Origin of the sequence: Tessaracoccus bendigoensis DSM 12906, assembly GCF_900141915.1 — a bacterium.
Taxonomy (GTDB): Bacteria; Actinomycetota; Actinomycetes; order Propionibacteriales; family Propionibacteriaceae; genus Arachnia; species Arachnia bendigoensis.
In genome coordinates this window covers 34,479-60,742 of the sequence record NZ_FQZG01000007.1, presented here as the reverse complement: position 1 = coordinate 60,742, position 26,264 = coordinate 34,479, and the positions used below count along the sequence as shown (strand labels likewise).

26 protein-coding genes are annotated in these 26,264 nt (G+C 66.3%); 13 read left to right on the top strand and 13 right to left on the bottom strand.

The annotated features are described in order from the left end of the window. Window positions 1-100 precede the first annotated feature (100 nt). The 7 genes from BUC15_RS02465 to arsD form a co-directional block, all read right to left on the bottom strand. Window positions 101-484: a hypothetical protein gene (locus BUC15_RS02465; RefSeq protein ID WP_073185976.1), complete on the bottom strand. Its 384-nt coding sequence runs from the start codon at window positions 482-484 to the stop codon at window positions 101-103. Continuing rightward, entirely contained in the window at window positions 481-1,200 is a 720-nt protein-coding gene (locus BUC15_RS02460) for a DUF2637 domain-containing protein (RefSeq protein ID WP_073185975.1), read from the bottom strand. The genes BUC15_RS02465 and BUC15_RS02460 overlap by 4 nt, the downstream gene beginning before the upstream one ends. Then, window positions 1,197-2,120, bottom strand: a complete 924-nt coding sequence (locus BUC15_RS02455; protein ID WP_073185974.1) for a bifunctional DNA primase/polymerase — start codon at window positions 2,118-2,120, stop codon at window positions 1,197-1,199. Before BUC15_RS02455 ends, BUC15_RS02460 begins: the two co-directional genes overlap by 4 nt. Then, window positions 2,120-3,220: an ArdC-like ssDNA-binding domain-containing protein gene (locus tag BUC15_RS02450; protein ID WP_073185973.1), complete on the bottom strand. Its 1,101-nt coding sequence runs from the start codon at window positions 3,218-3,220 to the stop codon at window positions 2,120-2,122. The genes BUC15_RS02455 and BUC15_RS02450 overlap by 1 nt, the downstream gene beginning before the upstream one ends. A 203-nt stretch (window positions 3,221-3,423) precedes the next feature. Beyond that, window positions 3,424-4,356, bottom strand: a complete 933-nt coding sequence (locus tag BUC15_RS02445; protein ID WP_073185972.1) for a helix-turn-helix domain-containing protein — start codon at window positions 4,354-4,356, stop codon at window positions 3,424-3,426. A 41-nt stretch (window positions 4,357-4,397) separates the two neighbouring features. After that, window positions 4,398-6,941, bottom strand: coding sequence for an arsenical pump-driving ATPase (arsA, locus tag BUC15_RS02440; RefSeq protein ID WP_073185971.1), 2,544 nt, complete (start codon window positions 6,939-6,941; stop codon window positions 4,398-4,400). Between the two features lie 12 nt (window positions 6,942-6,953). Next, window positions 6,954-7,400 carry an arsenite efflux transporter metallochaperone ArsD gene (gene arsD, locus BUC15_RS02435; RefSeq protein WP_084189297.1) on the bottom strand — a complete coding sequence of 149 codons (447 nt, stop codon included), beginning with the start codon at window positions 7,398-7,400 and terminating at the stop codon, window positions 6,954-6,956. Between the two features lie 89 nt (window positions 7,401-7,489). On the opposite strand from arsD, the gene BUC15_RS02430 reads away from it, so the two are divergent. The 6 genes from BUC15_RS02430 (at window position 7,490) to BUC15_RS02405 (ending at window position 11,829) form a co-directional block, all read left to right on the top strand. Next, window positions 7,490-7,864: an ArsR/SmtB family transcription factor gene (locus BUC15_RS02430; protein WP_073185969.1), complete on the top strand. Its 375-nt coding sequence runs from the start codon at window positions 7,490-7,492 to the stop codon at window positions 7,862-7,864. A 145-nt stretch (window positions 7,865-8,009) separates the two neighbouring features. Continuing rightward, the gene (gene trxB, locus BUC15_RS02425; RefSeq protein WP_073185968.1) at window positions 8,010-8,987 is read left to right on the top strand and encodes a thioredoxin-disulfide reductase; all 978 of its coding nucleotides are present in this window, start codon (window positions 8,010-8,012) and stop codon (window positions 8,985-8,987) included. Next, a complete protein-coding gene (gene trxA, locus BUC15_RS02420; protein ID WP_073185967.1) occupies window positions 8,984-9,307 on the top strand; it encodes a thioredoxin in 324 nt (107 codons plus the stop codon). The genes trxB and trxA overlap by 4 nt, the downstream gene beginning before the upstream one ends. Further along, the gene (arsB, locus tag BUC15_RS02415) at window positions 9,304-10,419 is read left to right on the top strand and encodes an ACR3 family arsenite efflux transporter (protein WP_073185966.1); all 1,116 of its coding nucleotides are present in this window, start codon (window positions 9,304-9,306) and stop codon (window positions 10,417-10,419) included. The genes trxA and arsB overlap by 4 nt, the downstream gene beginning before the upstream one ends. After that, complete coding sequence (locus tag BUC15_RS20640; RefSeq protein ID WP_073185965.1) at window positions 10,416-11,408, top strand: metalloregulator ArsR/SmtB family transcription factor; 993 nt, start codon at window positions 10,416-10,418, stop codon at window positions 11,406-11,408. The genes arsB and BUC15_RS20640 overlap by 4 nt, the downstream gene beginning before the upstream one ends. A gap of 16 nt (window positions 11,409-11,424) precedes the next feature. Continuing rightward, window positions 11,425-11,829 (top strand): arsenate reductase ArsC, encoded by a 405-nt coding sequence (locus BUC15_RS02405; protein WP_073185964.1) that lies wholly within the window; start codon window positions 11,425-11,427, stop codon window positions 11,827-11,829. Here BUC15_RS02405 and BUC15_RS02400 read toward each other — a convergent pair. After that, complete coding sequence (locus BUC15_RS02400; RefSeq protein WP_073185963.1) at window positions 11,826-12,143, bottom strand: ArsR/SmtB family transcription factor; 318 nt, start codon at window positions 12,141-12,143, stop codon at window positions 11,826-11,828. The two genes, BUC15_RS02405 and BUC15_RS02400, sit on opposite strands and share 4 nt — an antisense overlap. Window positions 12,144-12,203: 60 nt before the next feature. Here BUC15_RS02400 and BUC15_RS02395 point away from each other — a divergent pair, with 60 nt between their 5' ends. Then, window positions 12,204-13,268 carry a flavin-containing monooxygenase gene (locus BUC15_RS02395; protein WP_073186011.1) on the top strand — a complete coding sequence of 355 codons (1,065 nt, stop codon included), beginning with the start codon at window positions 12,204-12,206 and terminating at the stop codon, window positions 13,266-13,268. On the opposite strand, the gene BUC15_RS02390 is transcribed toward BUC15_RS02395, so the two are convergent. Then, window positions 13,228-14,340 (bottom strand): DNA cytosine methyltransferase, encoded by a 1,113-nt coding sequence (locus BUC15_RS02390; protein WP_073185962.1) that lies wholly within the window; start codon window positions 14,338-14,340, stop codon window positions 13,228-13,230. The genes BUC15_RS02395 and BUC15_RS02390 overlap by 41 nt on opposite strands. A gap of 290 nt (window positions 14,341-14,630) precedes the next feature. Here BUC15_RS02390 and mobF point away from each other — a divergent pair, with 290 nt between their 5' ends. Then, window positions 14,631-18,191 (top strand): MobF family relaxase, encoded by a 3,561-nt coding sequence (gene mobF / locus BUC15_RS20635; protein WP_073185961.1) that lies wholly within the window; start codon window positions 14,631-14,633, stop codon window positions 18,189-18,191. Between the two features lie 81 nt (window positions 18,192-18,272). Here mobF and BUC15_RS02380 read toward each other — a convergent pair whose 3' ends face one another. Further along, complete coding sequence (locus BUC15_RS02380; protein ID WP_073185960.1) at window positions 18,273-19,286, bottom strand: DNA-processing protein DprA; 1,014 nt, start codon at window positions 19,284-19,286, stop codon at window positions 18,273-18,275. Between the two features lie 217 nt (window positions 19,287-19,503). On the opposite strand from BUC15_RS02380, the gene BUC15_RS02375 reads away from it, so the two are divergent. The 5 genes from BUC15_RS02375 to BUC15_RS02355 all read left to right on the top strand — a co-directional run bounded on the left by BUC15_RS02375 (window position 19,504) and on the right by BUC15_RS02355 (window position 24,919). Beyond that, window positions 19,504-19,854: a sulfate permease gene (locus tag BUC15_RS02375; protein WP_073185959.1), complete on the top strand. Its 351-nt coding sequence runs from the start codon at window positions 19,504-19,506 to the stop codon at window positions 19,852-19,854. Between the two features lie 209 nt (window positions 19,855-20,063). Further along, a complete protein-coding gene (locus BUC15_RS02370) occupies window positions 20,064-22,079 on the top strand; it encodes a KAP family P-loop NTPase fold protein (protein ID WP_073185958.1) in 2,016 nt (671 codons plus the stop codon). Window positions 22,080-22,342: 263 nt separating this feature from the next. Next, window positions 22,343-22,861, top strand: a complete 519-nt coding sequence (locus BUC15_RS02365) for a hypothetical protein (RefSeq protein ID WP_073185957.1) — start codon at window positions 22,343-22,345, stop codon at window positions 22,859-22,861. A gap of 1 nt (window position 22,862) precedes the next feature. Next, the gene (locus BUC15_RS02360) at window positions 22,863-24,149 is read left to right on the top strand and encodes a hypothetical protein (RefSeq protein WP_073185956.1); all 1,287 of its coding nucleotides are present in this window, start codon (window positions 22,863-22,865) and stop codon (window positions 24,147-24,149) included. Continuing rightward, entirely contained in the window at window positions 24,146-24,919 is a 774-nt protein-coding gene (locus BUC15_RS02355; RefSeq protein ID WP_175558222.1) for a TatD family hydrolase, read from the top strand. The genes BUC15_RS02360 and BUC15_RS02355 overlap by 4 nt, the downstream gene beginning before the upstream one ends. Window positions 24,920-24,991: 72 nt before the next feature. On the opposite strand, the gene BUC15_RS02350 is transcribed toward BUC15_RS02355, so the two are convergent. The 3 genes from BUC15_RS02350 to BUC15_RS02340 all read right to left on the bottom strand — a co-directional run bounded on the left by BUC15_RS02350 (window position 24,992) and on the right by BUC15_RS02340 (window position 26,150). Beyond that, window positions 24,992-25,336: a hypothetical protein gene (locus BUC15_RS02350; RefSeq protein ID WP_073185955.1), complete on the bottom strand. Its 345-nt coding sequence runs from the start codon at window positions 25,334-25,336 to the stop codon at window positions 24,992-24,994. A gap of 92 nt (window positions 25,337-25,428) precedes the next feature. Beyond that, on the bottom strand, window positions 25,429-25,929 hold the full coding sequence (locus tag BUC15_RS02345) for a recombinase family protein (protein ID WP_073185954.1): 501 nt from the start codon (window positions 25,927-25,929) through the stop codon (window positions 25,429-25,431). Beyond that, window positions 25,926-26,150 carry a hypothetical protein gene (locus tag BUC15_RS02340; protein WP_073185953.1) on the bottom strand — a complete coding sequence of 75 codons (225 nt, stop codon included), beginning with the start codon at window positions 26,148-26,150 and terminating at the stop codon, window positions 25,926-25,928. Before BUC15_RS02340 ends, BUC15_RS02345 begins: the two co-directional genes overlap by 4 nt. Window positions 26,151-26,264: the final 114 nt, after the last annotated feature.

Sequence of the window (26,264 nt, the reverse complement as noted above, 5' to 3'; positions counted from 1 at the left end):
GGTCATCTCGGCACCTCCTGGCAAGCAGGTACGCATCGCCTCCCAAACTGGGGCGATACCGATGACGAACGTGATGGCGTGCATGATGGATCACCCCCGATCAGGTCCTTTCCAGGCCACGCTGCTCAACAGCGGGCTCGCCTCGCCCGAAGGCAGACAACGGGGCAAGCCGCCGCACGCGCGAAGCCGACGCCTTGGCCCCGGCGACGATCCCCGACCGGGCGCGCTGCGCGAGTCCGGCCTGGAAGTCGATACCGCTGCGCGCCAACGCTCCACTCGCCCGCGAAAGCAAGTCGGAAGGGCGCACCCAGTCCACCCCCCGCGCTGGCCGCTCAACCTCCAACTCCTTCGTGTCCCTGCTCCCACGGTCGACATCGGCGGCCTGCACCGCCTCCGGCGCGGAGGCTCCGCCCTCAGCGGGTAGATCGCGGCGTGGAGCGGCCGGAGGCTCGGGGTCCGGCGTGGTGTGCTGGTCAATGGTCATCGTTCTCTCCTGTCTTCGGGAATCTCAGAAGCGTCGGTGGCAAACCAACGCCCCACAGTGGACGGATGCACCGTCAACTCTTGGGCGATCCGCTTGTTCGACCACCCCTCGCCCCGCAGCCGCGCCGCCTCTACCCGCTGCGAGACCCGCTCCACAGGCGAGACGGCCCTACGCGCAGACTCCTCGACGCTCGACTCTGCAACCTGCTCGTCAGCCTCACCTGCGGTGTTGAGTGGTAGTAGCTCGGCGATAGCGAGCGGATGCGCAGTAGCCGGTGCGTCTGGTTCCGGCACGGGGTCGGTTCTGGTGGAGCGGATGAGCACGACCGCCAGGTGGGTGCTGGCCAGCAGCACGACCGGAGGCACGGCCGCGACCGACGCGGCCAGTAGCGCGGGGACATCGGCATCCGCTGTCACGATCGCGTGAATCGCGTTCGCTGCAACCGACACCAAGGCTCCGCAGATCAGCAGCGCCCACGGGTACCACGCAGCCCGCCGACCATCCAGCGCGACGACTGCGACCGTGGACACCACGATCAGACCGTCCACCAGCAGCGGCCATATCCATGCCTGTCCGGACGAGATGCCCGAGCGACGCGCCAGATCAGCCAACGCCGTGAACGACAACCAGAACGCCCCGGCAGCGATCAGCACAGTTCCAGACGCCGCCGAGACCACGGCCCAACGGCGACCACCCGCTCCAACAAGTCTGGTCACGGCAGCCCCCGCACTATCGCGTCCGGCGATTCTGCGACCGAGACCGCGAACTCCTCCGTACCGACGGCCGCAATGCCCGAACTGACATGGCCATCGTTGACGGTGCGGTAGGCCGACCGGACCGTCCGTGCGGCTTCGCGCTCACCGAGGCCAGCACTCATCGCCGCGCGGGTCAGCACACCAAACGCCTCCGCCTGCCCGACCCCCCGTTCGGCCAACTTGCACGCGCCCCAGAACAAACCATGATTACGTTCGTTCTCCGGCCGACGCGCCACCCACTCGGCGATCCGCCGCACGTCCAACTCACCGTTGCCTCGATAGGAACGTGGGCGCGGGGGCCGGGGCGGATCGAGAAAGTCCCGCAGCATCGTCGCATCCAGGGCCTTGCCCGGCGCCTCGCTGACAGCGGTCACCTGGTACAGGGCCAATTCGCCGTTGACAGCCCGGCGTGAAGGTGGCGCGATGATGTAGCCACCGTCACCTCGGAAGTCGATCCCGGCCCGGCCCGCCTGCCACGACCGTTGCTCGGCACTTTGGTGAGTCGGGTAGTAGGCGTGCAGCCCGCCCGAGGGCGACCGGACGACCACCTCCCACCCCGAGAGAAGGCCCGCCTCCTTGGCTCGGCGGCAGGCCGCGAATCCGTTGACGCCATGAACATCGACATCCACCACGACCACCCCAGATGGCCGACCGGTCGGGACGCCGATGTTCGCCTGCGGGAACCGTCGCCACCACTGACGCACCTGAGCGAGATTCGTGGTCGCATCGTGGAACCCGTGCTCGGTGATCGGATGCTTGCCGCCCGGCGCGCACGGGAACACCGGAACACCGGCCCACGCGAACCCGGCAGCAGCCACCGAGAGCGGCGTCGCCAGGCCCATCTCGTTGATCGCCGCCGTCAAGCGGCCCGGGCCAGACATCACAGCCCCCGACCCGCAAACACGGTCACGGGCTCGATCTCGGGCTCGACCACCGGCACGCTCGGCACCGTGGGCCGCTCGCGTCCCGCATCCGTCCCAGGTGCCACCCGATCAGACAGCTCCCGGGTGAGGCCGGGTGGAGTGCCGTTGGCGACCTGGAAAGTGTCGAGCCGGTCGAGAATGCCCAACGCCGTCTTCCGCACCCGCTCCCCGGTGGCCTTGATAACCTCCGCCGGTTCGGTGTCCTTCACCGACGACGCCCACCCCGCCACATACGGGATCGTGTAACCGCTGGTGTCCAGGCCGTGCGCGGCACCGATCATCAACGCGACCGATTCGGCCTCCACTTCCCGGACGCCGCGATGCTGGCGGGCTTCCTCATCCTTGGGGTCGTGCATCAGCACATGCGCCAGCTCATGCACCAGCGTGGCCACCTGGTTCACCTCGGTCACATCGGTGCGCACCGACACCTGCCGCGTCGTGTAGTCCGTCAGGCCGTCCGCGCCGCCGATCTGCCCGGCATCCGACACCTGCACGACCTCGAACCCCAGCGCCTCGACCTGGGCCGCCAGGCCGCCCCACAGCCCGGCCGGGGCTTCGCCGTCCAGCAGTTTCGGCGCGGGAGTCTCGGGGATCGGATCGCCCTCGGTCTGCGTCACGTCCCAGACGTAGGCGGGCCGGGCGCCCACCATTCGGGTGCGCACGACCTCGTTGACCTTGTGCTTCTCCCGTGGCCCCAACCTGTGCCACGACGACGGATCAGCCGGGTTGGATGAGGCGAACCGGCCGGTCACCGGGGCAAAGATCATGTAGCCCTGCTGGCCCTTCTGCACCTGGCGGCCGAGCTGCTGCCACTGCCGGTACCCGGCCACATGAGACGGCACCGGGTTCGGCACCTTGCCGGCCTCGAACGCTGCCTCGTGCTGGACCCAGATCAGCAGCGTGTTGTTGAACGAGCGCGACCGGAACCGGGCCGCGAACTCCAACGCCCGCACCCAGTCTTCGGCGGAAACCAGCGCCTCCACGGTGGTAGCGAGTGTGTCGTGGAGGTATTCGAGTTTTGCTTCGCGGGCGGCACGCCCCTCGTCGTTGGTCACCATGATTTGCGTCCTTCAGCCGGCGCTGCCTCCGGGATGGAGGCGGTGTCCGGAAGGTGCGCCAAGGCAACCTGGAGGGGACGGTCAGCAACACAGAGAAGGGGTGCCGAGAGTCGTGGCGGCAGGGAACCTGGCGTCATCCCTGCCTATCCGACGCGTGGACCAGGCGGCGAGACGGCGGGCGTCACATTGGCGCGATACCGACGCTACGCGTCGTGATCCCGACCACGCACCATCTGCCGGTACCCTTCGGGTGTCATTCCCGTTGACATCGCGAACACTGACCGAGCGTGGCTCCGGCTCCGCCAACCTACGGCTCTGCTCATTTCGCCGACTGTCATCTCGGTGTCACGAAGCATTCGGGCCATCTCCTTGGTGCGCAACAGGCCCAGGAAGGTGATCGGGGACACGCCCAGCGACTCAGCGAACACTCGCTGTAGTTGCCGCACCGATAGATGTGCCGTCGTGGCCATCTCCGCGACGAGCCAACGGTGGGCTAGATCACACTGGATGGCGTTGCGGACCTGTAGCACCTCGCTGCGCACGGGCCGCGTGGCGGTGCGACGGGCCACCATCGCCGCGATCCCGTGTGTCAGGGTTCGTAGCGACGGCGCCGGGCTCCACGGCAACAACTGCCCGAGCAGGTGCAAGACCTCGGCAAAGGCGGCCTGCATCCGATGGAACTCTCTCATTGTCTGCGCCCGCTCGATCTCATCGATTCTCGCGGCGAAGGTGGCTGCCAGCGGGCCGTTCAGACGGATCATGATTGCGCCCGTTCCGAACGCGCGTTGCATCACGGTCTCGGCTGCCGTCCGGTCCTGCAACACATCGGCGTAGCGCCAGTACACCTGATCCATTACGTAGTCTTTGTCGGCAAAGATTGTCGAGGTCGTTGCCGTCCCGTCCGGCGCGCCACCGATAGCCAAGCCTGAGCCCACCAGCATCAGATCGCCCATGCGGAACCGACGCTCGCCCCAGTCACCGGTGATAGTCCCTGAGCCCTCGCGGGCCAGCAGGAACTTCACACAGTCATATACCTCCGGCGCTACAGGGTGCGCGTAGTGGCCGGTCTCGACGCGCACCGGCCACCGAACCACGCCGCTCGCTGCGCTGTCGATCTCACCGCTGCTTGCCTCCATGGCTCATCCCCAGCGAGCTCACTCTTCGAAGGTTCCGGAAGCTAACGCACCAACTTCGTCGCGCGGATGATCGCTGAGTGCATGTCATCGGCGACTTGGTGGGTGAACTCGACGGTAGGGTCGGTGAATCCGGCTGCGGCGAGGCCCTGAAGGTATTCACTCTTGGAGAGCGCGCCGGCGATGCACCCCACGTATGAACCGCGCTCGGCTCGTTCGGCCGGGGTGAGATGGTCTTCGGCGACGACATCGGAGATGCCGATTCTTCCGCCGGGAGCGAGCACACGGAACATCTCCGCCAAGGCAGCCGGCTTGTCTGTGGACAGGTTGATGACGCAGTTGGAGATCACGACGTCGACTGCGCCGTCGGGTAGGGGTACATCCTCAATAGTGCCTTTGAGGAACTCGACGTTGGTCGCTCCGGCGTTCGCGGCGTTGGTGCGTGCCAGGTCGAGCATCTCGTCGGTCATGTCAACGCCGTAGGCGAACCCGGACTGGCCGACACGGCGTGCGGAGAGCAGGACATCGATTCCGCCCCCGGAACCGAGGTCTAGGACGCGCTCGCCCTCGCACAGCTCTGCGACCGTGGTTGGGTTGCCACATCCCAGACTCGCCTCGATCGCCTCCAGCGGCAACTCGGCAGCCTCCGTCGCGTCGTAGAGCCCGGCCCCGAAGCCACCGATGTCAGCGCTGGGATTGCCGCAGCAAGAAGCGGGTGAGCAGCAGGTACTGTCCGCCAGCAGGTCGGTGTTGTGAGCGCCGGCGCGGACTGCCGTTGCGGCTTGCGCGTAGCGGAGGCGTACCTGCTCACGGACAGCGTGACCGGCGTCCCGGTCCGAGGCGGTGGAGAGCTGGCGAAGTTGGTTCACACCCACGGGAGGGGTGTCGCTGTAGGGCACGACGGCGACCCGGCCGGTCTGCGCCTGGGCCTCTCGCAGAGGTGTTTGTTCGGCGTTGATCCGTTCGGCCAGCAGGGGGCTGGTGGTGTCGGTCGGGGTGAGGGAGCGGTTGACGATCCATCCCCAGGTGGTGATGTTGGCTCGGGTGAGGTCGGCGGCCAGGCCGGTGGCTTCGAGGACGGGGGTGGTCTCGGGCAGCGTGACGACGATGACGCTGGTGTTGTCGGGGTCCTGGAGTCGGGCCAGTGGCGTGAGCCCGGCCTGCTCGGGCAGGTTGCGGACGACCTCGCGGTGGTAGGAGCCGGTGGCGTCCATGAGGAGCAGGGTGTGTCCGGTGGGGGCGGTGTCCATGACCACGAACCGGTGAGCGGATTGCTCGACGGCGGCGGCGAAGGCCTGGAAGACGGCCACCTCTTCGGTGCAGGGCGAGCGCAGGTCCTCGGCGAGGTTGGCCCGACCGTCGGCGTCCAGGCCCGCGCCCTTGGTGTCCATGACGTGGCGCCTGTAGTCGGCCACGGCCTGGACGGGATCGATACTGGAGACCTCGAAGGGCGCCGCTTCGCCGACCGTCCAGGCGAGATGCGCGGCCGGGTCGGTGGTGGTCAGCAGCACGTCCTTGCCGCGGTCGGACAAACCGACGGCGATCGCCGCAGCCATCGTCGTCTTCCCGACGCCGCCTTTCCCCACGACCATCACCAAGCCGTGATCCTTGGCCGCCAGCTGCGCGATCGTCGCGGCCAGAGAGTCCGACGAGCCGGCGGGGGCGTTGGCGCGCGGTGCGGCTGACGCCGGGGTGTGGTCCGGGGCCTCGGAGAGCAGCGTGGTGAGGGCGTCGAGGCCCATCACGTCGCGGGAGCGCAGTGGGAGCCGGTCGATCGTCAGCCCGGCGAGGTTGACGGGCATGGCGGCGATGGCGGCGGTCTCCTCGGCGCGGATCGCGTCGGCCAGGACATCGGAGATGGGTTCGCTGGGGAGGATGCCGTTGATGACCAGGTGGGTGGCGTGGACGCCTGCTTCGGCGAGTTCGTCGGCGGTGCGGGACGCCTCGGCCAGCGATGAGGTTTGTGGGCGGGCGACCAGGCCGAGTCTCGTCACGGACGGGTCGGCCAGGGCGGTGAGCGCGTCGGCGTAGGTGGTGCGGGTCTTGTCGAGGCCGGCCATCGGACCGAGGCAGGACGCATCGCCGAGCCCGTCTTCGAGGAAGGAGGTCCATTCGCCGGGGAGCTTGAGCAGCCGGACGGTGTGGCCGGTCGGGGCGGTGTCGAAGACGATGTGGTCGTAGCCTCGCGCGATGTCGTTGCCGGCCAGGAAGGCGGTGAACTCGTTGAACGAGGCGATCTCGGTGGTACAGGACCCGGAGAGCTGCTCGGTGACGTCGGCGAGGTCCTTGACCGAGAGGAAGTCCCGGATCGGGGCGAGTGCGCGTTGGCGGTACTCCTCGGCGGCGGCCTCGGGGTCGATCTCCAGCGCGTCGAGCCCGGCAACGCCGACAATCGGGGTGATCGCGTACCCGACCCGCTGGTCGAAGACCTGGCCGACATTCGAGGCCGGGTCGGTGGAGACCAGCAGGACCCGGTTGCCCCGGCGGGCGAGGTCGACCGCGGCGGCGCAGGCGGTGCTCGTCTTCCCGACACCGCCCTTCCCGGTCAGGAACAGGAACCTCGGCGGGTTGTGCAGCAGCTCGATCATCTCCGATCAGCCCTACGCCTGAGAGCCGGACTGGATGGTCACCGACTGGTCCGAACCGCAGCATCCCGACGACACCGGGGCCTCGTCGCCACAGCACACCGACGCTGCCGGGGTGGGCGTGGCGCTACCGCAGCACCCGGTCGCCGTGTTCTCGTCGAGCGCCTCGACGCCGGCGATCCGGGCCAGCTCGGCACGGGAGGGGTAGCGTCCGGTGGCAACCGTCACGTCGTCGGCCACGATCAGCGGCAGCCCGGACGCGCCGACCTTCTGCACGAACGCCCGCGCGACGGCGCTGTCAGCGAACGCGGCGGGGTCCTGGGCCAGGTTCGCCCGGCGCACCGACACGCCTTGCCGGGTAAGCCAGTCGAGGTCGGCGGTGAAGTCGACCAGCGCCTGGTCGGGGTCGGGGCCACACACCCCGGTGTTGCAGCACAACGGGCCTTCGAAGACCTGGATCATGAGGACGCCTCTCTCGGATTGATGTTCGTCAATATGAAGGCTAGGGCTCATATCGACGTCTGTCAATCTGAGGTGGTAAGCTGGCGCGCATGGTTCAGCACCTCCCGATCATCGACTGCGCCCCACAGGGCGCGTCGGCGCTCGCCGACGAGGAGGCCGAGCGGGTCGCCGCCACCTTCAAGGCACTCTCCGATCCGGTCCGGGTCAAGCTGCTGCATCACATCTCGGCGAACTGCTGCTCCAGCGTGTGCGCCTGTCACATGCCCGACAGTCTTGGCATCAGCCAGCCAACCCTCTCCTACCATCTGGCCCGGCTGGTCAAGGCTGGGCTCATCAGCCGGGAGATGCGCCACAAGTGGGCGCACTACCACGCCACGCCGCAGGGCCTGGCGACCGTGCGAGCGTTCCTCGCCGGACTGCCGGACCCGGACAACTGCTCGGCGGACCCGTCGATTACCTGCTGACCCACCGGGCCCACGACAACCCTTCCGACCGACTCCGCCTCGAAAGCCGCGACGCCGCGGAGCGCGACCAGCCTGCCCGTGGCGTCCGAACAGCACCCGCCGCCCCCGGGTTGCATCTTGCTTCGATCTCCTTCAACATAGATACATGTCGATGCAAGATGCGGAACTAGTGATCGTCGGGTCCGGCCCAGCCGGATACACCGCAGCTGTCTACGCCGCGCGAGCAGGCCTCGCACCGGTCGTCCTGGCTGGATCAGTGACGGCCGGCGGAGCGCTGATGACGACCACGGAGGTCGAGAACTTCCCCGGCTTCACCGACGGCATCCAAGGCCCCGAGCTGATGGAAGCGATGCGCGCCCAGGCAGAGCGCTTCGGCGCCCGCATCATCTACGACGACGCGACCTGTCTTGCACTCACCGAATCCACGAAGGTCATCGAGACCAGCAGCAGCGGAACCTTCCAGGCGCGCGCCGTGATTCTGGCGATGGGGTCCGCGTATCGCAAGCTCGGTCTCCCTGAGGAAGCGCGACTCTCGGGACATGGCCTGTCATGGTGCGCGACCTGCGACGGCTTCTTCTTCCGTGACCGGGAAATCGCGGTCATCGGCGGTGGCGATTCCGCAATGGAAGAAGCACTGTTCTTGACGCGCTTCGCTGCCAAGGTCACGCTCGTCCACCGGCGCGGCGAGTTCCGGGCGTCCCGGATCATGGCCGAGCGGGCATTGGCCGACCCCAAGATCGAGGTCGCATGGAACAGCGAGGTGGCCGCGATCCTCGGCGAGGCGAACGTCACCGGTCTGCGCCTGCGCGACACGATCACAGGCACCGAAAGAGTGCTGGATGTGGCGGGCACTTTCGTCGCAATCGGGCACGACCCGCGCTCCGAGCTTGTCGCCGACCAGGTGTCCACCGACGCCGAGGGGTACGTCATCGTGGCCCACCCAACGACACGCACCAACGTGGCCGGCGTGTTCGCCGCCGGTGACCTGGTGGATCACAACTACCGGCAGGCGATCACGGCCGCTGGCACCGGCTGCGCCTCTGCCTTGGACGCGCAGCACTATCTGTCGAATCTCGATCTGCCCACCCAGATCGAGATTCCCACTCTGGAGGTTTCCGCATGAGCATCACCCCCGTCACCGACGCCACGTTTGTCAGCGAAGTGCTCGAATCAGAGCTTCCGGTCGTAGCTGATATCTGGGCTGCGTGGTGCGGCCCATGCAAGGCCATCGCTCCGATCCTGGAGCACTTGGCCGCCGAGTATGCGGGCCGGGTCAAGATCGTCAAGATCGACGCGGACGCCAATCCCGAGACCGTGACCACAGCTGGTGTCACCTCGATCCCCACTCTTTCCTTCTACCGAGACGGCGAGCGGGTCGACATGCTGATCGGCGCGCACCCAAAGCCGTCCATCGCCGCGAAGATCGACGGACTCCTGTCATGACCGCGACCGCAACGGCGCCCACACGCGCCACTCCGAAGCGCCTGTCCGCCCTCGACCGTTGGCTGCCGCTGTGGATCGGACTGGCGATGATCGCGGGCCTCCTACTCGGTCGTCTCGTCCCCGCCGTCTCCGATGTGCTCGCTCATTTGGAGGTGGGAGGCATCTCGGTACCGATCGGGCTGGGGCTGCTCGTGATGATGTATCCCGTGCTCGCAAAGGTCCGCTACGACAAGATCGCGGCCGTCACGGGCGACAAGCGCCTCCTCGTCTCATCCCTGGTGCTGAACTGGCTCATCGGCCCGGCGGTCATGTTCGCCCTCGCCTGGCTGTTCCTGCCTGATCTGCCGGAGTACCGAACGGGGCTCATCATCGTGGGACTGGCCCGCTGCATCGCGATGGTCGTGATCTGGAACGACCTGGCCTGCGGCGATCGAGAGGCCACCGCCGTGCTGGTTGCGATCAACTCCATCTTTCAGGTCGTCGCGTTCTCGCTGCTCGGCTGGTTCTACCTCACCGTACTGCCTGGCTGGCTCGGCCTCGATACCCAAGGTCTGGAAGTGTCGGTGGGGCAGATCGCGCTGAACGTCCTGGTCTTCCTCGGCGTCCCGCTCATCGCCGGGTTCGCCTCGCGGTGGATCGGCGAGAAGCGCCGGGGACGCGACTGGTACGAGAACCGATTCCTCCCCAGAGTGGGGCCGTGGGCGCTCTATGGGTTGCTGTTCACCATCGTGCTGCTCTTCGCACTCCAAGGCGAAGCGATCACATCCAGTCCGTTCGATGTCGCCCGGATCGCGCTGCCGCTACTGGTCTACTTCGCGCTGATGTGGTTCGTCGGGCTCTTGCTCGGCAAGGGTCTCGGACTGGGCTATGCCCGCTCCACCACACTGGCGTTCACGGCGGCGGGCAACAACTTCGAACTCGCCATCGCGGTCGCGATCGGCACCTTCGGCGCGGCATCTGGACAGGCCCTCGCAGGGGTCGTCGGCCCGCTTATCGAAGTTCCCGTGCTCGTCGGCCTCGTCTACGTCTCGCTGTGGGCCGCACGCGCCTGGTTCCACACCGACCCCTACGCTCCGGACACCGCTACGACCGACCTGAGGAGGACACCATGACCGAAACACCCACAACGGTCGAGATGTGCGCACCTGCCGAGGCGCACGCGATCGGCCTCGATGCGGCCACCGCCGTGGCCAACACGTTGAAGGCGCTGGCCGATCCGCTCCGGCTCCGGATGCTGTCGGCCATCGCCACCGATCCGCGTGGCGAGTCCTGCGTCTGCGACCTCGCCGAACTCGCCGACGTCTCCCAACCCACGATCTCTCATCACCTGAAGGTCCTGAAGGACACCGGCCTGCTCGCGTCCGAGCGGCGCGGCACCTGGGTGTACTACCGCATCGTCGCCACCCGACAGGCGGCCGTCACGGCCCTCCTGGATGGCTTCGCGTCCACCATCGTTTCCGAGCCCGCCGAGGACCGTCCCGAATCGCCGCGCGAGGTCGACTCGCACGTCATCGATCGCCTCGCCGAGGAACTGGCCGACGAATACGACACGCTGAGTCGTGACCTGGTGGTGACGATGGTGCGGGAGTCCTACGCCGGTCTCCTTCGGTCCGCGAAGATCGCCCGACACCTGGTGCCGCTCACCGAGCGCTTCGCCCGCCAGCGCCTCACCGACCTCACCCGCGACCGCGGGACGGGTGTGCCGCAGGTGCTGTTCGTGTGCGTACAGAACGCCGGCCGCTCCCAGCTCGCGGCCGCGCTGGTCAACCAGATGGCCGATGGCAAGGTCGTCGCCCGCTCCGCCGGATCACGACCGGCACCAGATGTCCACCCGCACGTGCGCTCGCTGCTCACCCAGATCGACGGCGAGGACGCCGCCACCGCGCGGTTCCCCAAGCCCCTTACCGACGACGCGGTCCGCGCCGCCGATGTCGTCATCACCATGGGCTGCGGCGACGTCTGCCCGATCATCCCCGGCGTCCGCTACGAGGACTGGGCGGTCGGAGACCCAGCCCTCGCCTCCATCGAAGGCGTCGAAGCCATCCGCGACGACATCTCCGCCCGCGTCCGCACCCTGCTCGACTCCCTCACCACCCACTAACGAAAGAGACCCGACCATGACCGACACCAAGCCGTCCGTGCTGTTCGTCTGCATCCACAACGCCGGCCGCTCCCAGATGGCAGCCGGCTATCTGCGCCACCTCGCCGGCGACCGCATCGAGGTCCGCTCCGCCGGCTCTATGCCCGCCGACCAGATCAACCCCATCGCCGTCGAAGCCATGCGTGAAGAGGGCATCGACATCACCGCAGAGCAGCCCAAGGTGCTCACGCCCGAGGCCGTCCAAGCCTCTGACGTCGTCATCACGATGGGGTGCGGCGACGCCTGCCCCTTCTACCCGGGCAAGCGCTACGAGGACTGGAAGCTCGACGACCCCGCCGGGCAAGGCATCGATGCCGTGCGGCCGATCCGCGACGACATCCGTGCCCGTATTGAGGGGCTGATCGCCTCTCTCGCCAGCTAGGAATCGCCCGCTCCCGTTGGCGGGCAGCAGCGTGCAAGGAAGTCGCCCAGCACCTCCAGCTGGTCACTGATCCGGCTCGGGTCCGCCCGATACCGCACCTGCTTGCCCGTCCGCGTTGAGGTCACCAGACCCCCCTGTCTCAGGATCGTCAACTGCTCCGAGGCGGTGGACTGCCCGATCCCACACCTCTCAGCGATCTCACCGACCGTCAGTGCCGCGCCGGTGGCGAACTCCTGCATGATCTGCTGTCGCGTCTCGCTGGCCAGCGCCTTCAGGAACGCCTGCGTCTCCGCCAGGAACAACGAACCACTCATGACTTCATTCTAGTCTCGTATCGTCACTTCGGGAAATGACGATACGATGCGATCGTGGACATGACGACGACAGACACTTTGGTGATCGGCGCCGGGCAGGCCGGCCTAGCCGCCGCTCACCACCTCGGCAGAGCGGGAACTGCGTCGGTGATCCTCGACGCCTCCGCCTCGCCTGCCGGATCATGGCCTCGGTACTACGACTCGCTGACGCTGTTCTCGCCCGCCCGGTTCTCGCAGCTACCCGGCCTCGGGTTCTCGGGCGACCCGGATCGGTATCCGCATCGCGATGAGGTCGTGGACTACCTCACTCGCTATGCATCTCGGTTGGACGTGGACATCCGATACCAACGACGAGTCACGTCGCTGACCCAGACAGCGAACGGACTCGCGGCGCGGGGCGACGGGTTCGAGGTGCGAGGGCACCGCGTCATTGTTGCGTCAGGAAGCTTCGACGCTCCTTACACCCCACCGATCCCCGGCATCGACGCTTTCGGCGGGCGCGTTCTGCACGTGGCGCAGTACCGCAGCCCCGGGGAGTTCGCGGGGGCTCGGATCGCGATATTCGGTGCCGGTAACTCCGCAGTGCAGATCGCTGCCGAACTTGGGACAGTGGCTCGGGTGAACATGTACTCACGTCACCCGATCCGATGGCAACGACAGCGCATCCTGGGTAAAGACCTCCATTGGTGGCTTGTCCGTACAGGCCTCGACCGAGCAGGAGTTCTCGACTCACTCTTTCCGGTGACGACGCCGGTACTGGACGACGGTCGCTACCGCGCAGCCCTCCGACGCGCAGCGGTCGGATGGAACCCGATGCCCGTGCGCATCCAAGACGGACGACTCGTAGGTGTGGACGGGCGGCGCCGCGAGGCCGATGTGCTGCTCTTCGCCACCGGGTACCGACCGAGCGTTTCGCTTCTCGCAAGCACCCCAGCGCTCGACTCCACAGGTCTACCCCGGCACCGAGCTGGCATCTCTACGACGATGCCCGGACTCGGATTCGTCGGCCTCGAACACCAGCGTTCCTTTGCCTCAGCGACTCTGCGCGGAGTTGGTCGCGATGCCCAGGCCGTTGTCAGCCGCCTCATGCAGCGCCCACAAAATGACCATGCAGCATCGACCTGACGGCCAGACTCGCTTGAAGCGGAAGAACACCGTTGCCGAGGGCGGTGATCTGCTGGTTCGGAGTAAGCCCATGGACGGCGTTGCTGACCCAACCATCAGGCAAGCCCATCAGCCACTCAACGAACGCCGGTGACGGTCGCGGCCCGGTGTCGTCGCTCAGGAGCGCGGGTGCTGGGGCTGGCCGTCCGGTGACGTGTTCCCATCGGGCGATGGCGTAGGTGTAGCGTCCCCAGCGGTGAAGATGTCCTCGATCAGGTTCCACAGCGTCTCCGCTTCGTCGTTCTTGTTCTGAGAGCCAGTTGGTCCGTTGAGTGCCAGGTCGATGATCTGGTGTGACAGGGCGATTGTTCCGCGCCTCGCCCGTACTTGGTCCAGTGATTCGCCGCCTCGGGTCGAGTCGGTCGCGAGCGGCGTCCGGAACAGAGCGCCAGGCGAGGATGAAGATGCGGAGCCTGGGGTGAGGAGCGCCGACAAGGGATGCCGGTAGGCCGATCCATCGCGCATCCAGCCCGAGGTCGGCCAGATCGCCCAGTACGGCGCCGGCCGCGCGAAGAGGTCGAGCTGCGAGGTTTCCCAGACCCCAAGGGTCGGATTCCAGGTCGCGAAGGGCTGCAAGGTCCGGGGTTGCATCGGCGGGGTTGCGTTGCGCATCGTCGTCTCCTTTCAGTGGTGCGCGGATGGCTGGCGAGGAGAGCAGTCCGCGCACGTTCTCGATCACGACTAGTTCTGGTTGCAGCGCGTCGATGGCGGCGGCCATGTGCGACCAGAGGCCGGAACGAGTACCGGGCGCGAGGCCGGCGCGCTTGCCCACCGTGGACACGTCTTGGCAGGGGAACCCGGCGCAGAGCACATCCACTGGCTCGACGTGGTGCCAGTCGATGGTGCTGATGTCGCCCAGGTTCGGGGCGTCGGGCCAATGGTGGGCGAAGACGCGGGCGACGTGCTGGTTGTTCTCGGAGAACCAGATCGTCTCGGCGTCGAAGACGTGCTCGACGGCGAGGTCGAGCCCGCCGTACCCGGAGAAGAGCGAGCCGACTCGGAGTGGACGGTGGTACTGGGTGGGGTCGTGCATAGGGGCTCCGCAGTCTTGGCGCTCCCCGGACAAGCGATGCCTGCGAGCAGCTACCGCCTCGCCGGGCTGAACACCTGCCAGGTGCACGACCACCGACCTGTCGTACGACGCCAGTTCTCACCGTCGCCACGCCGCGAGGTACCGAGTCAGGCCACCCCCTTCTTCAGCCCTCCCACATGAGCCATCACACGTCTTTCAACCGTGGAAGTGCCGCTCGGTGACGGCGGAAGTCACAGCCCTCTCGACCGCGCCTGCGCTGCCCACCTGCCGACTGGAAGGGTGGTGGTCTGGTGACGGTCTCGATGCGGGTGATGAGTGCTGGCGAGGGCTACAAGTACCTGCTGCGTACCGTCGCGGCCGGCGACGGCGACCGGTCGCTCTCGACCCCGCTGACGAGGTATTACACCGAGGAAGGCACCCCACCAGGTTTCTGGATGGGTTCGGGCTTGCCGTATCTCGGGAACGGCGAGTTGGTCGGCGGTGAGCATGTCTCGGAAGCTCAGCTCCAGCTGCTCATCGGGATGGGATGCGACCCGATCACAGGGCAGTCGTTGGGCGAGGCATACCGCCGCTATCCCACGTTGGCTGAGCGCATCGATCATCGAGTTCAGGCTCTCGACCCGAACATGGGGCCGGTCACCCACGCACGACAAGTCGCCGCAATCGAGGCCGAGGAGGCGGCCAGAGGGACGCGGCGCGCGGTTGCGGGGTTCGATTTCACGTTCAGTCCGCCGAAGTCGGTATCTGTGCTGTGGGGCGTTGCAGACGCGGGCACGCAATCCTTGATTGCGGACGCGCACCACCAGGCAGTTGCAGAGGTGCTTGCGTTCCTCGAACGTGAGATTGCGACCACGCGCGTTGGGGCTGCTGGTCCGGACGGTGCGATCGTCCACGCCGACGTCGCGGGAGTCCTCGCAACCGCGTTCGATCACTACGACAGCAGGGCAGGCGACCCCCAGTTGCACACGCACGTCGTCATCAGCAACAAGGTGCTGACCGTCCAGGACGGCAAGTGGCGCACGCTGGCCGGCCGGCCGATCCATGCCTCGGTGGTCGCGGTCTCGGAGTTGTATAACGCGATGCTGGCAGATCGGATCACCGGGCTGCTGGGCGTGGGATGGGAGGTCCGCGAGCGGGGCAGGGACCGCAACCCGGCATGGGAACTTGAGCCCGTCAGTGAGGAACTGGTGGCGGAGTTCTCCTCGCGTACTCGGCAGATCGAGCAGGAGAAGGCCCGCCTGATCGACTCCTATGTTGCCCGGCACGGCAGACAGCCATCAGCGCGCACGGTAGTGAAGTTGCGCGCGCAGGCCACGCTCGCGACTCGGCCGGAGAAGCAGGTCCGGTCTCTTGCTGACCTGACCGCCGAGTGGCGCGAGCGTACCGGTCGAGTAGTTGGTGAGGACGCGACGAGGTGGGCGCGCACGGCGGCTGCTGTCTCCGAACCGGTCAGGTTGCCGCGTGCCGATGACATCTCGCTGGAGACGATCGCCGAACTCGGAGGGTCGGTTGTGGATGTGGTAGGCGAAAGCCGGTCGACGTGGCGACGGTGGAACCTGCACGCGGAGGCGTCGCGCCAGCTCATGGGCGTCCGGTTCGCCACTGCCCTGGATCGTGAAGTCATCACCGGTATGGTCACCGATGCGGCCGAGCAGGCTTCGTTGCAGCTGACCCCACCCGAGCTCGCGTCCAGTCCGTTGCTGTTCCGCCGCCCGGACGGCACGACAAGGTTTCGTGAGGTTGGGCGGGTCGTGTTCTCCACCGAGGCACTCCTTGCCGCCGAAGACCGTCTGCTTGAGCGCTCCCGCACACGCAACGCCCCGACCGTCGAGTTGGAGGTCATTGAACGGATCACCGGCCGACGGGACGCGGAAGGGCGTCTGCTGGGACCGGATCAGGCCGACGCACTCACCCGGATCGCGGTATCCGGCAGGGTCGTTGACGTATTGGTCGGCCCTGCGGGCGCGGGCAAGACCACCGCCATGTCGGCTTTGCGGCGGGCATGGGAGGCCGAGCACGGCGCGGGTTCCGTCGTCGGGCTGGCTCCCTCGGAGGCCGCCGCCCAAGTGCTCGGCGCGGAGCTGGGGATCGAGGCGCAGAACACGGCGCGCTGGTGGCAGATGCACCTTGTCCACGGCACGACCTTCACCGCCGGCCAGCTCGTGATCGTCGATGAAGCATCCTTGGCCGGCACGGCCTCGCTGGACCGCATCACCGCGCAGGCCGAGGAGGCCGGGGCGAAGGTGCTGTTGGTGGGCGACTACAGCCAGTTGCAGGCCGTCGACGCCGCCGGTGCGTTCGCGATGCTCGTCCATGACCGAGACGATGCGCCCGAACTCACCGACATCCACCGCTTCACTCACGCGTGGGAGAAGACCACCTCACTGGACCTACGGCATGGCCGTGCGACCGCAATCGACGTCCTTGCCCAGCATGGCCGGATACAAGGTGGCGCAGCAGACGCGATGGTCGACGCCGCCTATGCCTCGTGGCGAACGGACACCGAGCGCGGACGAGCGTCGATCCTGGTGGCCGAGACGATTGAGACCGTCACCCAGCTCAACCAGCGTGCCCGTGCCGACCTGATCCTCGATGGCACACTCCTGCCCGGACGCGAAGCGATCCTGCACGACGGCAGCAGCATCTCGACCGGGGATCGGATCATCACCCGCCGCAACGAGCGGCGCCTGCGCTCGAAGAGCGGCAACGCATGGGTACGAAACGGTGACCGCTGGAAGGTCACTCGCGTGGGCGAGGACGGGTCGATCACCATCCGGCCCGAGCATCGCCGCTTCGGTGGGTCGATGGTGCTCCCCGCCGCCTATGTCGCTGAAGATGTCGATCTGGGCTACGCCATCACCGCGCACCGCGCCCAGGGCGTCACCACCGACACCGCGCACGTCGTCGTGACCACGAAGACGACGCGGGAGAACTTCTACGTCGCGATGACCCGTGGCAGGGACGGCAACTACGCCTACGTCGCCACGGACCATCCCGACGACGGACACGCCGCCCCGCATCCCAGCGACAGCCCGGAAGCGAACGCCAAGACCGTGCTCTACGGTGTCCTGCAGCACATCGGCGCGGAACTGTCCGCGCACGAGACCATCGCCGCCGAGCAAGACGCGTGGGGCTCGATCGCGCGCCTCGCGGCCGAATACGAGACCATCGCGCAAGCCGGCCAACACGATCGCTGGGCCACGCTCCTCACCCGCGCTGGCCTCACCGACATGCAGGTCGATCAGGTAGTGGAAGCGGATACGTTCGGGGCGCTCTCAGCCGAGCTGCGTCGCGCCGAAGCCAACCATCACGACCTCGATGCTCTGCTGCCCAGACTCGTCGCCGCTCGCGGGTTCGCCGACGCCGACGACATCGCCTCGGTCCTGCACGCCCGCGTTGCCCGCACCACCGCCCGACCTGCCGGCTCAGGACGCGACCGCCGACCGCCGACCCTGATCGCGGGACTCATCCCATACGCCGCCGGCGACATGGATCAGGACATGCGCGACGCGCTCACCGAGCGTCAGCAACTCATCGAGCAGCGCGCCGCCGCCGTCCTCCACCGCGACCTGACGGAGCACAAGGCCTGGACGACGACACTCGGCCCGGAGCCGGTGGACGCGACGATGGCAGCGACCTGGCGTGCCCACGCGCAGATCGTCGCGGCGTACCGCGACCGCTACCAGATCAGCACCGACCAAGCGCTCGGCAGCCCTGCTGAGTCCGACGCCCAGAAGATCGACGCTGCCCGAGCTGCTACAGCGATCCGCCGTGCCCGGCAACTCACCCGCGAGGCGACCGATCGCGACGACCTCCATTCGGTCGAGATACAGCAGGGGCGCGTCCTGTAGCCGGCTTGTGGCGTGGGAACAGGTTGGCGTGCGTCTGCCGCCGACAGCCCGGGAGGCCATCGGCGGCGACGAGTTGGAACGTCAGAGGCTTCGAGACGTGCTGTCGCGTTCCGCACTCAGCGGGTCCGAGTCGAACTCCGAAACCCGTGCCTGCGGAGGCTGACGGTTCGCGTTGGCTCCGTGGCGCTCCATCAGATCGGTCACGTCGTTCCCGGTGCTGACGAGTTCGGCCAGGTTCTCGTGGATCAGGTGGTTGGGGCCGGTGCTGGCGATGGAGGTGATCGGCCCTGGCACCGCACCCACGGCGCGGCCCAGCGTGTAGGCCTGGTCGGCCACCCGCAGCGAGCCCGAGCGAGGTCCCGCCTCGGGGATCACCGTTGCCGATGACAAGGCCGCCAGCAGTCGGACGCGGGCCAAGAACCGGGAACGCGACGGCAGCGCGCCCGGCGGCTGCTCAGACAGCACGAGCCCAACTCCGCGTATCCCGTCAAGGAGACCGCTGTTTCCCGTCGGATAGTTTCGGTCAATCCCGCTGGCGAGTACCGCGATCGTCGTTCCGCCGACGGCCAGCGCGGCCCGATGCGCCGCAGCGTCGATGCCATACGCGCCGCCGGAGACAATCACCATCTCATCGCGGGCCAGGTCTGCGACCAGCTCGCTCGTGACCGTGTTGCCATAGGAAGTCGATGCCCGCATCCCCGTGAACGTCACCATCTCGCTGATGGGGCTGGTCAGGAAGGATGTCGCGCCGTCGGCCCACAGCACATACGGCGCACCCACACCCAGATCGGCCAAGCTCGCCGGCCAGTGCGGGTCGCCTGGCATCAAGATCGAGTACCGGCTGTCTAGCAGCGTGGGCACCATGCTGTCGAGGTCCACACCGGCAGTGAGGGCCTGAGCGCGCCGCTGCCGTAGCGCCAGCTCGTTCGCATCAACACCCGGCACGCGGGCGTCCGAGTCCAGGATACCGACCGTCGCCACCGCGCCCTCATGACCCAGCAGCAACCCGGTCAGGTCGTCGTCCGCTTCGGCGATCAGTGACAACAGCACGCGGGCCGACCGTTCGTCAGCGGCGTGTTCAGACAGAGAAGCCATGATCGGGCGTCCTTCCAGTAGCAGGAGCTACCGAGCAGGTGCACCAGCCGAAGCAAGCGAAGGGCGAAGGGTTCCGAAGATCGAAGGTCAGGCGTAGACTCGCCAGTAGAGGCGGACTCACCCAACCATTGCTGGTCCCTCGGGACCGCCCCCTCACGGGGTCTCACCACACGCCGCTTCATCGGTACAACCGAAGCGTGTCGAAAAGAGGCCCATCATGTTCCGCTCCATCTGGATCACCAGCACCCACACCCGCGGGTTCCTCCGCCGGTACATGCCGACGAACATCCTCATTGATGCCGTCCGCACCCGCCGCGGCCTCAAATGGGGCATCCCCGCGATGCTCCTGGCCGTGCCCTACTTCCTGATCGCCATCACCCTCGCCGATCACATCCAGAGCGGCGGTCCAGGCTGGCTCAACCTCGTTGTCCTCCTGACCATCTGGAACGGAATCAAGATGCTCTGGCTCGGCCCCATCAGCCTGATCCTCCTCGCCCGCGTCCGCATCCACGAACACGGCCAGCGCCGTGAGGATCATGAAGCCGAGACTGCTCTGGTGCGAGGCTGACCCTGGTTCGTGGGTTGCAGCTGCGTGAGCGCGCCCAGCGATCTTCTGTGGTGATCGGCCGTAGCCCGCGTGTCGGCGCGGTGTGCTGGGTCGGAAGATGGCAACCTTGCTTAGAGACTGGAGCTGTCGGACGTGGGTGTCGCTACCCCCGAATCGCCCGGGCTGCCACCCGCCGTCTAGCCTCCCGAAACTGAACATGAGGAGGCACCATGAGCGCAGCCGAGGAACTCCGCGGTCGCCTCTGGTCCGACGAGCCGTCAAAGGTCGACTTCCTCGCCGCACGTGCCATTGCAGAGACGGTCTCAGACGCTGTACTCGATGATGCGCTCGACCCTCTCGCAATCGGGCTCTCTGGCCCTTGGGGCAGCGGCAAGACAACCGTTCTCGAACTCATCAAGGCTGACCTCGACTCGCGGAGCGACCCTGAGGCAGCCAAGATTCTCACCGTCCGCACCGATCCTTGGCGATACGACCCCGCCGTCGGAGCGAAAGAGAGTCTCATCGGAGAAGTACTTGACGCCATCTCGGCGGAACTCACCGAGCGTCTCAAGAACGTCGAGGAGTCCAAGGGCCAGAAGATCAAGAAGCTCATAAAGAAGCTGTCAGATCGCGTCGACTGGGCAAAGGCGGTCAAACTCGCCGCCAAGTCATCGCTCACATTGCAGCTTCCCGGAGTCGATGATGTCCTTAATCTCATCCGAGAATCGGCACCCGAGGGCACCGACGCCAAGGACGAACCGCGCGGCCTCGCGGGGTTCAAGGCTGAGTTCGCCGAACTCCTGGCAACCGATGAAATGGCCCACGTTCGGCGCGTGGCGGTACTGGTCGATGACCTAGACAGATGCTTGGTCGATACGGTCGTGGAGACCTTGGAAGCGATCCGTCTCTTTCTCAGCGTGGACGGCATGGCGTTCGTCATTGCAGCGGACGAGGACAGAGTCGCGGACGCCATCCGCACTCGCTTACCAGAGTGGAGTATGCCCGCCGAGCGTCCCGATGACGAAGATGCGCTCCCGGCCGAGCCACCGTCGAAGCTATATCTGCACAAGATCGTCCAAACGACCGTTCCGCTCCCCGCGCTAGGCGCCTTTGACACCGAGTCTTATGTGCTTCTGCTACAGCTCCAGAACCGTGTAGAAAAGCGCCTCACCGACCCCCAGCTCAAGGCGGTGATCGCCGAGTGCCAGCGGCTCCGCACGACCGGCGCGCTCGATGACCTCAAGGCACCGGACGGTCTCGACGTGCAGCGCGAACTTTCGTTTGCGCGCCGACTGATGACCATCCTCTACGAGAAGCTTCGCGGGAACCCGCGTCGTATCAAGCGCTTCCTCAACGATCTGAACATCCGTCGTTCCATCGCGGCACGCCGCGGAATCGAACTCGACTTCGATGTGGTCGCGAAGCTCATGGTGCTTGAGGTACTTCTGCCTGACCAGTTCCAGTCGGTGCTTTCCTGGCTCCGGACGGGCGAGCTTCGAGATCGTCTTGACGCACTGGAGAATCAGGCAAACCGGCCCAAGGAAGAACTGGCCCCCGCCGAAGGTGCTCCAGAGGTCGCCCCTGGAACCGAGACGATGATCGAGCCTGCCACTCCGGCGGACGAATCGACCGTCGCTGGACCCTCAGACCCTGTTGACAGCGAGCCTTCGAGCGACGCAATGCCGCCGGTCGCCGCAGTGGCTCCTGCGATCAGCGTTGTCCCACATTTCGCGGACGACATGATCCGATGGGCCAAGCTTCCACCGGAGCTCCACGATCTGGATTTGAGTCCCTACCTGCACCTCGCAGCGTCCTTCCGTGGTGATCTCCTCCTCAGTGCAGAATTGCCCCAGCATCTTCGCGACCTCGCCGCGCAACTCGCCTCAACTCGTACGGTGGACAGGCGACAACTCACGGATGAGAGCCTCCAAGCCCTCACAACGGACGATGTCGATCAGCTCCTGCGGCATCTAGGTCTTCGTGCGCGAGACCGCGTCCAAGAGCAGCGCGGCGCTGTGGCGGGAATCGTCAGGCTTGCGACGGTGCATCCCGCCGTGCAACCGACCGCTCTCGACGTGTTCCGCCGGCTCCCGGCTTCCGATCTCCAGCCCGGCACTGCGATCATCCTCGCGGGTGTCGATATCCCGGGCATGCAGGACGTCATCAATGCCCTGGCTGCGCAGCTGGCGGACGGCAAGATCAAGATGGCACTCACGACGCCGCCACCCAAGGGAGGGCAGCACTGATGGGCACAAAAGGCTCCTATTCCGGCAGCGCCGCCGGGGGCGAAGTACGCGACGGACTGGACGATTGGCTCGCCAGTCTCCCTGGCGGTGACAGCACAGCTCCGGCTCCCGTCGGCAGCCAGCCGACGCTCCTGTCACCGCTGAAGCCATCCCCAAACTCACCCGCAGGAAGGATTCTCCCCACTGCCGCTCTCTTCCGATCCTCTCGGAGCGGCGGAGGAAGCAGCCGGGGCCGTCGGAGCACTGACACACTCACACGATCAGTGTCTGGATCGGCACGCTCCGCAGGACGAGGGGCCGCAGCGGCGTACGCCTACCGGACCGGCGACGCACAGACCCTCCGTAACCTCGGTCTGGACTACGACGCGCTGCGAGCGAACCCCAACGTCTTCGATGTCGCTCACCAGATCGCTCAGAAGGTCTGCGAAGACCTCCCTCCTGGCACGATCGAGACTGCCGAGCAGATGGAAGTCGTCGGCAGACTCGCTGAATGGCTTGCTGAGAGCGAGACCACCGGGACAGACGTGACACTCGGCCAGATCGCCGAAGAAGCAGTCGCACTGATCCTCGCTGAGGCTTACCTCGTGGAGACCGCATCAACCCTGAACACCAAGGACATGACAGGCGCCCAGCGAGCAGCGTTCGAGGACGGGGTTCGCCAGGCCGCAGAAGAACTCGCCGCGCACGCGAACCTCTCCCCGAGCGGGCCTAGCCCTGACGAGTTCACGCGAGCGATCGAGGACGGTCTGGAGTACCTCAGAACCATCCACGAGGCGGACTGAGATGGAACAGTTCGATCTTCGTTTCCAGGTCCCCTCGGCTGTCACCCGCAAAGCTGCCGGAAATAACTTCTACTGGCCTGCCGGTGGCGCCGGAACCTTTAACACTTCGTTGGGTCCGCGGCTGGGCAAGCTTGGCCCCGTGCGGCGGGAGAATGTGGAACTGTTCCGTCTCGCCGCGATGGTCTACGCAGCAGATCGTTCTGTTCCTCGGCGCGTCGGCAAAGTCAACTGGACCCGGCGTGACATCTCCTTGATCGTGCCTGTCCACGACCCAGAGCCCTGGAACGCCATCGTGACAGAACTGCAAGACCTCTTGGGATTCTTGTCGGGCGACAGTTGGGGGCTCAGGTTCCGCACCTCGCGGGTCCCTCGTGAGGACGTCACGCCCAACTCCTATCCCGATGTGCAGCGGGTCGTGCTCATGAGTGGCGGGGCAGACTCTGCCGCAGGTGCGCTTCTTGCCCGTACTCGACCGGAACAGCATCTCCTTGTCTCTCACGTCGGGGCGACATCAATCTCCCCAATCCAGAGGGACATCGCCGGACGTATCCGAGAGCTCTATCCGGACGAGGCTATACAGCATCACGAACAGGTCGTGTTTACTCGACGCAAGGAGCAGCCCGGTGGTCACCGCTTCCGGAACGAGAACTCGACGCGCACACGGTCGTTCCTTTTTCTCGCCCTCGGCCTCGCGTTTGCCTCGGTCAACGAGGTCGAGCTCTGGATTCCAGAGAACGGGTTCGCGTCACTAAACCCGCCACTCGGCCCCGATCAACTTGGCAGCCTCTCCACACGTACGACGCACCCCTGGTTCCTCGCAGAACTGTCTCGCCTCGTCGGTTTGGCAGGTGGTTGGGGCACGCTGTCGAATCCCTTCGCCACCCATACGAAGGGCGAGATGTTCCGGTGGCTGGCGGACGAGATCGGCGACGAATCCGCGTCGGAGTTGCTCAGCGCCACTAACTCCTGTGCCTTCACGAACAGAAGATGGCTCGGGGTATCAGCGACAGATCACTGTGGAACATGCTTTGGCTGTCTTGTGCGCCGAGCATCATTCGCCGCCTCACACCTGGCGGATCGGAGCAACTACGTCATCGATGCACCGCCGAACGACTCCGCGAAAACGCAGCTTGAGAAGGCGTCGGTCCTTCCCAGCATCAGGGGATTCGTTGCCCGAGGAGTCAGGGTCAGTGACATCGCGGCGATGCGCCCACCTCACGGATACTCCGCAGGAGATGCGCGCGATCTGTGCATCCGCGGTGCCCACGAACTGGAGACGCTGACGTGACCAACTGGCCACCCCTGGACCTCCATGCCCACATCGACACGACGGTCACTCCTCAGGACCTCCTGAACCTGCGAGCTGTGGTCTTCGCAGCGAGCCGCACCCTTGCAGAGTCACGGCTCGCGCTCCACCGCCAGCAGCACGATCTCCTCACGATCTGGGGTGTCGGCGTCCACCCAGGAGTCAAGGTTGCGCTCGACGGTTACGCTCCGGAGGAGTTCAATCAGCTACTCGACCAAACCGCATACGTCAGTGAAGTCGGTCTCGACGCCAGGGCTCCGTCTCGCCGCGCCAAGCAACACGAGGTACTCGCATCTCTGCTTTCTCAGCTACAGAAGAAGCCGCGCCTTATCTCGATCCATAGTTACGGCGCGACCCGCGAGATCGTGGACCACCTTGAGCGAACCCCGGTGACTGGCGCGATCTTGCACTGGTGGCTCGGCGACCGCGCCACCACAAGCCGCGCACTCGAACTCGGAGCCTATTTCTCCCTCAACATCGCCACCCTGCGGCAAAGCGATGCAATTGATCTCATACCCATCGATCGCCTCCTCCTGGAGACGGACCACCCAGACGGCAATCGCCGCGGCGCTCGTCCACAGCAACCCGGCAATGTCGCTGATGTCGAAGCCAGTCTTGCGAAGGCGCGCGGAATCAGCACTACAGAGGTCCGAATACAGGCTTGGCGTAACCTCGCCGATCTCGTCACCTCCACGGGAACCAACGACCTACTACCCTCCCGAGTGGCAGCGATTCTCGGCGCTATCACTTAGCCGACCGTGCGGCATGTACCCAGGATGCACTGACATCCCAGCGACCCATCTGCGCCTCTCAACTGCCGAAAGTCAACGCTCGCGACCATGTGCGTCTCGAAGCGTGACGCCAGCACGAAGAAGGGTGATGCGTACCGTGCTCGCGTTGAGACCGAGACTCGCCCCCACCCTGGCGAGCGACTGGCCCTGCTCGTAGCGGTGGCACATCTCAAGCACCTGCTCATCAGTCGGGGATGCCCGACGAAGCGACACGCCGCGCTCGCGGAGACGCGCCGATAGACGGGTACGGCCCACGCCAAGGTCGGATGCGATCACCCGAAGGACCTCTCCGTCCTCATACCTGCGCTGCGCCTCATCCAGCATCAACTCCGTCAGACGCGGAACCGGACGGGGCAACCGCTCCCGCTGGCCAGCCATGTCACCACTGGCGGGCAGCAACCGTCGACGGATACTCTTGTGGACAGACGAAGCGTGGAGAAGCGCGGGGGCGAGGTTAGAACACTGTCGGGCTAACTCCACCCAAAGTGTCTTACGGGAACACGCGACATCGAAAGATGTGGTGTGTTCCCGTTTCGCTTCCTTGCCTTCCCCGAAGGAGTCTGATCAATCGACTCGGTAGCTGAGACGAGGGTGACCCCGGCGCTGAGGAGTGCTTGGTGGATGGCGACGTCGTCGGCGCGGTTGCGGGCGAGCCGGTCGAGCTTATGCACGATACAGAACTGCACCCGGGTTGCGGCGATGAACGCGAGCATGTCCTGTAGCCCGTCGCGGTCGGCGGAGCGTGCGGACTCGCCCGCGTCCACGAACTCCCGCACGATCCGCGCGCTCAACTCATCGGCCTTGCGGTGGTTCGCCTCCCGCTGGGCAGGGATGGAGAAGCCTTCCTCGGTGCCACCGCGTTCGGCCTGCTCGCGGGTGGAGACGCGGAGGTAGGAGACGGCCAGCAGCACTGGCTTGTTCTCCGTGCGCTCATCGGTCGCAGCGAGGGTGGGAGCGGTCGTGGTGCTCATGCGGTGCTCCTTCGTTGGTGCAGCAGTTTGCGTTCTTGTTCGTCTTCTACTCTGCCTCGCCGGTCTGACGTCAGGCTCAGATTCTCAGGGGACGGGAGGCCATACGGGTCGGGCTGGCCGTCGCGGTAGGCGTCGTAGCGGGTCTGGGTGATGTTCAGCACCCACTCCACCAGCTTCCCTACGTCCGGCTCCGCACGGCGGATCGTGCGGAGCCGGAGCACTGGATCACTCCCTGCCCTGAGCGTATCCCGGTCTTGCGCCGCGCGTGGTCGGCGCTGACGGGTCGGGGATGGGGTCAGGACACTCACCTCAATCTCATGCGATAGCAGATACGC

What these genes read in the sequence shown, in the direction of transcription:
- BUC15_RS02400 (WP_073185963.1), bottom strand. Translation starts at nt 12,143, where the DNA reads ATGAGTGGTTCGTTGTTCCTGGCGGAGACGCAGGCGTTCCTGAAGGCG.
- arsA (WP_073185971.1), bottom strand. Translation starts at nt 6,941, where the DNA reads ATGATCGAGCTGCTGCACAACCCGCCGAGGTTCCTGTTCCTGACCGGG.
- BUC15_RS02390 (WP_073185962.1), bottom strand. Translation starts at nt 14,340, where the DNA reads ATGCACGACCCCACCCAGTACCACCGTCCACTCCGAGTCGGCTCGCTC.
- BUC15_RS02450 (WP_073185973.1), bottom strand. Translation starts at nt 3,220, where the DNA reads ATGGTGACCAACGACGAGGGGCGTGCCGCCCGCGAAGCAAAACTCGAA.
- BUC15_RS02350 (WP_073185955.1), bottom strand. Translation starts at nt 25,336, where the DNA reads ATGGCTGGCCAGCGGGAGCGGTTGCCCCGTCCGGTTCCGCGTCTGACG.
- trxA (WP_073185967.1), top strand. Translation starts at nt 8,984, where the DNA reads ATGAGCATCACCCCCGTCACCGACGCCACGTTTGTCAGCGAAGTGCTC.
- arsD (WP_084189297.1), bottom strand. Translation starts at nt 7,400, where the DNA reads ATGATCCAGGTCTTCGAAGGCCCGTTGTGCTGCAACACCGGGGTGTGT.
- BUC15_RS02375 (WP_073185959.1), top strand. Translation starts at nt 19,504, where the DNA reads ATGTTCCGCTCCATCTGGATCACCAGCACCCACACCCGCGGGTTCCTC.
- BUC15_RS20640 (WP_073185965.1), top strand. Translation starts at nt 10,416, where the DNA reads ATGACCGAAACACCCACAACGGTCGAGATGTGCGCACCTGCCGAGGCG.
- BUC15_RS02345 (WP_073185954.1), bottom strand. Translation starts at nt 25,929, where the DNA reads ATGAGCACCACGACCGCTCCCACCCTCGCTGCGACCGATGAGCGCACG.
- BUC15_RS02380 (WP_073185960.1), bottom strand. Translation starts at nt 19,286, where the DNA reads ATGGCTTCTCTGTCTGAACACGCCGCTGACGAACGGTCGGCCCGCGTG.
- BUC15_RS02360 (WP_073185956.1), top strand. Translation starts at nt 22,863, where the DNA reads ATGGAACAGTTCGATCTTCGTTTCCAGGTCCCCTCGGCTGTCACCCGC.
- arsB (WP_073185966.1), top strand. Translation starts at nt 9,304, where the DNA reads ATGACCGCGACCGCAACGGCGCCCACACGCGCCACTCCGAAGCGCCTG.
- BUC15_RS02395 (WP_073186011.1), top strand. Translation starts at nt 12,204, where the DNA reads ATGACGACGACAGACACTTTGGTGATCGGCGCCGGGCAGGCCGGCCTA.
- BUC15_RS02455 (WP_073185974.1), bottom strand. Translation starts at nt 2,120, where the DNA reads ATGTCTGGCCCGGGCCGCTTGACGGCGGCGATCAACGAGATGGGCCTG.
- BUC15_RS02445 (WP_073185972.1), bottom strand. Translation starts at nt 4,356, where the DNA reads ATGGAGGCAAGCAGCGGTGAGATCGACAGCGCAGCGAGCGGCGTGGTT.
- BUC15_RS02430 (WP_073185969.1), top strand. Translation starts at nt 7,490, where the DNA reads ATGGTTCAGCACCTCCCGATCATCGACTGCGCCCCACAGGGCGCGTCG.
- BUC15_RS02465 (WP_073185976.1), bottom strand. Translation starts at nt 484, where the DNA reads ATGACCATTGACCAGCACACCACGCCGGACCCCGAGCCTCCGGCCGCT.
- BUC15_RS02370 (WP_073185958.1), top strand. Translation starts at nt 20,064, where the DNA reads ATGAGCGCAGCCGAGGAACTCCGCGGTCGCCTCTGGTCCGACGAGCCG.
- BUC15_RS02405 (WP_073185964.1), top strand. Translation starts at nt 11,425, where the DNA reads ATGACCGACACCAAGCCGTCCGTGCTGTTCGTCTGCATCCACAACGCC.
- trxB (WP_073185968.1), top strand. Translation starts at nt 8,010, where the DNA reads ATGTCGATGCAAGATGCGGAACTAGTGATCGTCGGGTCCGGCCCAGCC.